The organism is Bradyrhizobium sp. LeoA1Lang (assembly GCF_055413685.1).
Genome location: NZ_JBVAPG010000002.1, coordinates 150,563 through 157,833, shown reverse-complemented (window position 1 = coordinate 157,833; position 7,271 = coordinate 150,563). Strand labels below are relative to the sequence as shown.

At 63.5% G+C, this 7,271-nt stretch carries 6 protein-coding genes; 3 read left to right on the top strand and 3 right to left on the bottom strand.

Annotated elements, in window-relative coordinates; all coding sequences use genetic code 11:
• Positions 1 to 694, bottom strand: a 694-nt coding sequence (locus ACZYOF_RS01570; RefSeq protein ID WP_463714552.1) for a transposase, incomplete at its 3' end; no start/stop codon positions are given.
• 67 nt (positions 695 to 761) lie between these two features.
• On the opposite strand from ACZYOF_RS01570, the gene ACZYOF_RS01565 reads away from it, so the two are divergent.
• Positions 762 to 1,229 (top strand): hypothetical protein, encoded by a 468-nt coding sequence (locus ACZYOF_RS01565; protein WP_463714551.1) that lies wholly within the window; start codon positions 762 to 764, stop codon positions 1,227 to 1,229.
• A 216-nt stretch (positions 1,230 to 1,445) separates the two neighbouring features.
• Entirely contained in the window at positions 1,446 to 2,183 is a 738-nt protein-coding gene (locus ACZYOF_RS01560) for a tetratricopeptide repeat protein (protein WP_463714550.1), read from the top strand.
• A gap of 1,133 nt (positions 2,184 to 3,316) precedes the next feature.
• Here ACZYOF_RS01560 and ACZYOF_RS01555 read toward each other — a convergent pair.
• Both ACZYOF_RS01555 and ACZYOF_RS01550 read right to left on the bottom strand, forming a co-directional pair.
• Positions 3,317 to 4,315 carry a DMT family transporter gene (locus ACZYOF_RS01555; protein WP_463714549.1) on the bottom strand — a complete coding sequence of 333 codons (999 nt, stop codon included), beginning with the start codon at positions 4,313 to 4,315 and terminating at the stop codon, positions 3,317 to 3,319.
• Positions 4,316 to 4,386: 71 nt separating this feature from the next.
• Positions 4,387 to 4,866 carry a PaaI family thioesterase gene (locus ACZYOF_RS01550; RefSeq protein ID WP_463714548.1) on the bottom strand — a complete coding sequence of 160 codons (480 nt, stop codon included), beginning with the start codon at positions 4,864 to 4,866 and terminating at the stop codon, positions 4,387 to 4,389.
• 179 nt (positions 4,867 to 5,045) lie between these two features.
• Between ACZYOF_RS01550 and purL the strand changes: the two genes are divergently transcribed.
• On the top strand, positions 5,046 to 7,253 hold the full coding sequence (purL, locus tag ACZYOF_RS01545; protein ID WP_463714547.1) for a phosphoribosylformylglycinamidine synthase subunit PurL: 2,208 nt from the start codon (positions 5,046 to 5,048) through the stop codon (positions 7,251 to 7,253).
• The last annotated feature ends 18 nt before the right edge of the window (positions 7,254 to 7,271 follow it).

Sequence of the window (7,271 nt, the reverse complement as noted above, 5' to 3'; positions counted from 1 at the left end):
GATCGGTCAGCGAGATCTGCTTGTCCTCGCTCTTCATCATCTCCGCATTGATCGCGTTGAGCCGAACGATCTCCTCCTTGAGCTTCTCGATCTTGCCCTTCAACCGCTCAACCTTCGCCTCTGGCACCGCGTCGCCGTGCCGATCGGCGGTCTCGAGCTGCGAGAGATAGCGGGCGATGCTCTCGTCGATCCGCTCCAGGCGCCTCTTCATCTTGGCCTCGGTGAAGTTCTTGTCCCGCGCATTGACAGCCTTGAACTTTGATCCGTCAATGGCGACGCTTGCTGCACTGAACAGATCAAGCTTGCGGCACAGCGCGACGAACTCGCGACAGACCTCACGAATGGCCTTGCTATTGTCCTTGCGGAAGTCCGCGATGGTCTTGAAGTCCGGCGCCAACTGCCCGGTCAGCCAGATCATCTCGATATTGCGCTGGCATTCCCGCTCCAAGCGTCGGCTCGACGGCACGCGATTGAGGTAGCCATAGATGTAGAGCTTGAGCATCATGCCGGGATGGTAACCGGGGCGCCCCGTGTCGTGTGGCTGGACGCCAACGAAGCCGAGCTTATCCAGATCGAGCCCGTCGACGAACACATCAACCGCACGCACCGGATTGTCCTCGGCCACGTAATCGTCGAGCAGTGCAGGGAACAACGTGCTCTGTCCGCGATCAACCCCCTCTACGAATCCCGCCATCGCTCGTCCCCCGCCGATTCACTGGAGAATAATAGCAGAGGCACAGTTTTCACACGGCCTGGGCCAGATGCTGCCTTTGCCGATGAACGAATTCCTGCAGCAAAACCTGAAAGAGGCGTGCGGTGTGAACGTGGCCTTCGATGTGATCGAATGGCAGGTTCTGTTGACCGCCGCGCGGGCGACGCCGGATAGCCCCACGCTACAGGGGGCGATGGGGCTCAATATCTCGTCGCCTTCCTCCGATGCCGGGATCATGGCGCGCTACTTTTCGTCCGAGAATTTTTCACCGAACGGGTTCAATTTCGAGCAGTGGAAGGACTCTGAATTCGACGATGCGCTCAAGACGATCTCCGAGGCCACCGATCCCAAGGTGATCGCAGCTGCCTATCGCAAGGCGCATGAACGGCTCGTCGACAACCCTCCGTGGCTCTACATCGTGCACGATCTCAACCCGCGTGCGATGAGCCCGAAGGTCAAGGGGTTCGTCTCACCGCAGTCGTGGTTCGTCGATCTGACCTTGGTCAGCCTGCAATAGCGCGGTTCAATAATCGAGGCCCTCTGGCGGGACTTCGATACATCCCCAAAGTACAGGCTTCAGGCACGTGTGGGACTTCGCCTTTTTCTCCCCGTCGAGCTATCAGTCCTTCACATTGAAAGCGCAGAAGCGACAACCGGGGATTGTCTGGTCGGGCCTGCCGGTCTATCAGTCAGGCGATTTGAGACGATCCGTTCATTTATCCCGGAAGTCGCCATGCCTGTTGCATTGGTTATTTTGCTGCTCGATATCTCGCTGATCTATCACGCCTCGCGTACTGGCCGTTTGCAGCCCTGGGCGTTCATCATTCTCATGGTACCGCTGATTGGCGCGCTGGCCTACATCGTGGTTGAGCTGATACCGGAATGGTATCAGGGGCCGGACGCGCGGCGGGCGCGTCAGCGCATTGCCAATCGTGTCGACCCGGAAAAGAAATATCGCGAACTGTCCGATCGATTGGCTGTGACGGACACCGTCGCAAACCGTGCAGCGCTAGCCGCAGAGTGCGCGAAAATCGGGCGGTTCGAGGAAGCCGAGCGCCACTACGACGACATCCTCAAGCTGCCGATGGGCCACGATCCCGCCTTCGCTCTGGGCAAAGCGCAGGCGCAATTCGCCTGCAATCGGCCGGCCGACGCGCTGGCTACGCTCGACGAATTGAAGCAGCAATGGCCGGATTTCGAATCCGCCGAGGGCCATCTGCTCTATGCCCGCGCGCTTGCCGAAATAGGGCGGATCGACGAAGCGCTCGACGAATATCATGCGGTCTCGGCCTACTTCCCTGGCGCGGAGGCGCGGGTCCGCTACGGCCTGCTGCTGCGCACGGCCGGCCGTACCGCCGAGGCGCGCGTCGTCTTCAACGAGCTGCTGATCCAGATGCGGCGCGCGCCGAAATATCTGCGCAACGCCCAGTCCGAGTGGCTCGCGATCGCCGAGAAGCAGCTCTCCGCGTGAAAAGGCGTGGCTGGACCACGCGCCCGTCAGCCGAGTTCGCAGAATCGTAAGGCGGATTAGCTAACTAGCGAAGCGTAACCCACCACTTCCCGAGCCTCAAACTCCGCCGTCGTTCCGGGGCGCGCCCCGGAATCCATTCGTCCACTTGCGCAAGCGGAGAAATGGATTCCGGGCTCATCGCTTCGCGATGCCCCGGAATGACTGGAGGACACATTGCGCAACCCTCTCCTCCGTCATGGCCGGGCTTGTCCCGGCCATCCACGTTCTCTCTCGTGCACGGAGGCAAGGGACGTGGATGCCCGGGACCCGGCTACGCCGAGGCCTCGCCGGGCACTCTAATGTCAGTCCGGCGAAGCGATAGCGAAGACGGGCACGACGGCATCGTATCATTCGCGCGATTTTCCTTAAGCCAATCAACGTGATTTGCCCCGTCCAGCCCCCGCGCGAAAAACATTCCGCTTTCGCCGTCGGGCAAATCAGTGATTTAACTCCGCGCGTCTCACCCGAATGAGGGGCGGCTCGCGATCGTCACGAACGTTGCGGTGAGATGCGGTGGACGCGGGTGTCACGACTGACGAGCGTGACATCAGCGGACGGCGAAGTCGTGTGGTCCTGGCGCCCCGACGCTGGCGCTAAGTTTTGCTCGTTGAGCAGAGCGACGGTGGCAAAAAAGCCCGGTCACCGGGGAGAGCACGAAGTAAGCCGTAACACCATCGCGCAGGGAAAGCCGGAATGCTTCGGTTGAACCTGTGGTCCTACTCCCGTGCTTTTTGTTGCACGGGACCCACGGGTGCAACCAGCACCCGGCTTTCCCTGCGCCCTCTGTTCAATGAGAGGGTGGAACGAGATGCAAACCTCGGGCAAATCATGCCGCGAGAATGCGAACTGTTGCTTCCTCATACTCCACCGTCATGCCCCGCGAAGGCGGGGCATCCAGTATCCGGGGGCTTCTCGGCTCAAGCACGACCGCCTCTGGGATACTGGATCGTCCGGTCAAGCCGGACGATGACAGCGGAGAGCTGTTTGAAATTTGAATCAGAACTCGCGGCGAAGTTGTAGGGTGGGCAAAGCGAAAGCGTGCCCACCATTGCGAGCACACCGTTAGATGGTGGGCACGCTGCGCTTTGCCCACTCTACGCGCCCGTCAGCCGCGCCCGCAGCCAGTTCAGGGCGAGCTTGTAGCGGTCACCCGGAACGGTCATCGCTGCGACCCCTGCCATGACGAGCACAAGCCCGACGGCGAGGTTCGAGGGTACGGCTTCGCCGAGCAGCACCACCGACAGGCCGACGCCGATCGGGATGCGCAGATAGCCTTGGGCATTGGTGGTTAGCGTGCCGAGCCGGGCGAGGCACATGTAGAACAGCATCAGGCCGATTGCGCTGGAGAAGATGCCCATGGTGCTGACGGCAGCGAGCGCTTGCGGCGTCGGATGCAGGGTCCAGGGATGTTCGACGATGATGGCGGCCGGCAGCAGTATGAGGCCGCCGAACAACAGCGAGCCGGCGGCAACCACCATCGGGTCGTAATCGGACAGGCGCAGGCCGAAGATCGTGGCGCACGCAAACGAGATGGTGGCGAGCAGGATCGCCATCTCGGCAAAGATCTCGCTGCCGAGGCCGCTGAGCGCATCGAGGCCGATGATGACGGCGGTGCCGGCAAGGCCGAGGATCGCCCCAGTGAGTTTCAACAGCGTGGCCGGCTCATGCCGCGTGATGGCCCAGGTGATCAGGAAGGCGAAAATCGGCGTGGTCGAGGCCAGCACCACGGTGGGCGCTGCCGCCACGTATTGCTGCGCCCAGGTGATGACAAGGAACGGGATCGTTGAGTTGATGGTCTGCTGGAAGGCGAACAGCTTCCACGCCTTGGCGTCGGTCGGAATGCGAAGGCCGCGGATGCGCAGGATCACCAGCAGAAACAGCGCCGCAATCAGGGAGCGGGCCGAGATGAAGGTGACCGGCGGGATCGAGCCGAGACCGATCTTGGTCAAGGGATAAGTCGAACTCCAGCAGCAGGCGAGCGCGAGCAGCAACGCATAATCCTGCCAGCGATGGTGCGGCCGCTCCAGGGCTGACAGCGCAGGCGTTTCCACGGCAGCCGTCACGCTACCCGTCCTTGATGTGCTCTTCGGCACCTGTTGCTCCCGGCGCATTGGCGCGCTGGAGCCAGTCTTAGCCTGGGCACGCAAAAAGGAAAGGTGGGGAGCTATGCGCTGGCCTCAGGCGGCGCCTTCAGCTTCACCCGCTTGATCGTCCCGGAGAAGGTGAATAGCGAGCGCTCACCCGCTTTCAGCATGCCGCGCAGGAAGATCAGCGAGCCGCCGGCGCGGGTCACTTCGCCCGTGCATTCGACCAGCTCGCCCTCGCGGGCCGCGTCGAGGAATTCGCACGAGAATGCCACCGTCACACCCGGGCCTTCCAATTCGGCCGAGGCGATCGCGAACAGGCAGTAATCCGCAAAGGCCATGAAGCAGCCGCCATGGACGTTGCGCATCCCGTTGAGGTGCTTCTTCTCCACCCGGAAGGCGCACTGCACGCGGCCGTTCTCATCCATCCGGTGCCAGAATGGGCCGACATGGCTCTCGAAGCTGTCCCGGATCCAGGTGCGCCAGCCCTTGAATTCGCCCTCGGTCGCGACATGCAGGTCCGGGCGGCGGAGGAATGCGGTCTTGGAAAGGTCGTTCACGCTCGCGGGCTTTCAAAATTGAGTTCCGGTCCTTAAATCCGATCCTGTCCGTTTCTGCAAATTCGCAAGCCCGCGGCCGGCCGCAAAGCCCGCGGCCACCGCCGCAAAGCTCTGGACAGGGCGGAAAAGCGCCATAAAAGGCCTTTGCCCGCACCGCCGATCTACCTAATAAGGGACCCATGAACGAGCCCCAGATCACCCCCGAACTTGTCGCCGCCCACGGGCTCAAGCCGGACGAGTATGAGCGCATCCTGAAATTGATCGGGCGGGTGCCGAGCTTCACCGAGCTCGGAATCTTCTCGGCGATGTGGAACGAGCACTGCTCGTACAAGTCCTCGCGCATCCACCTGCGCGGACTGCCCACGAAAGCGCCCTGGGTGATCCAGGGGCCGGGCGAGAATGCCGGCGTGATCGACATCGGCGACGGCCAGGCCGTGGTCTTCAAGATGGAGAGCCACAACCACCCGAGCTATATCGAGCCCTATCAGGGCGCGACCACCGGCGTCGGCGGCATTTTACGCGACGTGTTCACGATGGGCGCGCGCCCCATCGCCTGCCTCAATGCGCTGAGTTTCGGCGCGCCCGAGCATCCGAAGACCCGGCATCTCGTCTCCGGCGTGGTCGCCGGCGTCGGCGGCTACGGCAATTCCTTCGGCGTGCCGACGGTCGGCGGGCAAGTCCGCTTCCATACCCGCTATGACGGCAACATCCTGGTCAACGCGATGGCGGTCGGTCTCGCCGACGCCGACAAGATCTTCTACGCGGCCGCCTCCGGCGTGAACATGCCGATCGTCTATCTGGGCTCGAAGACCGGGCGCGACGGCATTCATGGCGCCTCGATGGCCTCGGCCGAATTCGACGACAATTCCGAGGAGAAGCGGCCGACCGTGCAGGTCGGCGATCCCTTCGCGGAGAAGCTGTTGCTCGAGGCCTGCCTCGAGATCATGGAAAAGGGCTGCGTGATCGCGATCCAGGACATGGGCGCGGCGGGGCTCACCTGCTCGGCGGTCGAGATGGGCGCCAAGGGCGATCTCGGCGTCGACCTCGATCTCGACGCGGTGCCGACCCGCGAGACCGGCATGAGCGCCTACGAGATGATGCTCTCGGAGAGCCAGGAGCGCATGCTCATGGTGCTCAAGCCCGAGAAGGAGCAAGAAGCCGAGGCGATCTTCCGCAAATGGGGCCTGGATTTCGCTGTGGTCGGCTACACCACGCCAACCAAGCGTTTCGTGGTCAAGCACGGCGGCGACGTCATGGCCGATCTGCCGATCAAGGAACTCGGCGACGAGGCGCCGCTCTATGATCGCCCGCACACGGCTTCCGCCGCGCAGCCGGTGATCCATGCGCGCGATGTCGAGGCGCCGCTTGGCATTCCGCAGGCGCTGGAGAAGCTGATCGGCGCGCCCGATCTCTGCTCGAAGCGCTGGGTCTGGGAGCAGTACGATCACGTCATCCTGGGCAACACCGTGCAGCGCCCCGGCGGCGATGCGGCTGTGGTCCGCGTGCAGGATGGGCCGAAGGGGCTGGCGATGACCGTCGACGTGACGCCGCGCTATTGCGAGGCCGATCCTTATCAAGGCGGCAAGCAGGCAGTGGCCGAAGCCTGGCGCAACATCACCGCGGTCGGGGGCAAGCCGCTCGCGATCACCGACAATCTCAATTTCGGCAATCCTGAGCGGCCCGAGATCATGGGCCAGTTCGTCGGCTGCCTGCAGGGCATTTCGGAAGCCTGCCGCGCGCTGGACTTCCCGGTCGTTTCCGGCAACGTCTCGCTCTACAACGAGACCAACGGCCGCGCCATTCTGCCGACGCCCTCGATCGGCGGCGTCGGCATGCTCGACGATTTCACCAAGTCCGCGACGCTCGCGTTCAAGGCGGAAGGCGAGGCGATCCTCCTGATCGGCGAGACCCATGGCTGGCTCGGCCAGTCCGCTTATCTGCGCGACATCTGCGGCCGCGAGGAAGGCGCGCCGCCGCCGGTCGATCTCGCCGCCGAGAAGCGGAACGGCGATGTCGTGCGCGGCATGATCCACGCTGGCACGGCGACCGCGGTGCATGACATCTCCGACGGCGGGCTGTTGATCGCGCTCGCCGAGATGGCGATCGCAAGCGGCATCGGCGCGCGACTGCTCGCGGCGCCGACGGCGCTGGTGCCGCATGCCTACTGGTTCGGCGAGGATCAGGCGCGCTACATCGTCACCGTACCCGAGGCGGACGCCGGCCGTGTGCTTGCGAAGATGCGGGGGTGCGGGATGCCCTGCGCGCGCATCGGCACCACCGGCGGCGACGCGATCTCAATCGTGGGCGAAACGCCGGTGGCGATCACGACGCTGAACGAGGCGTTCGAGCGCTGGTTGCCGGCCTATATGAGCGGCAAGGCGGCGTAGTCGCTCGGGCTCCCTCGT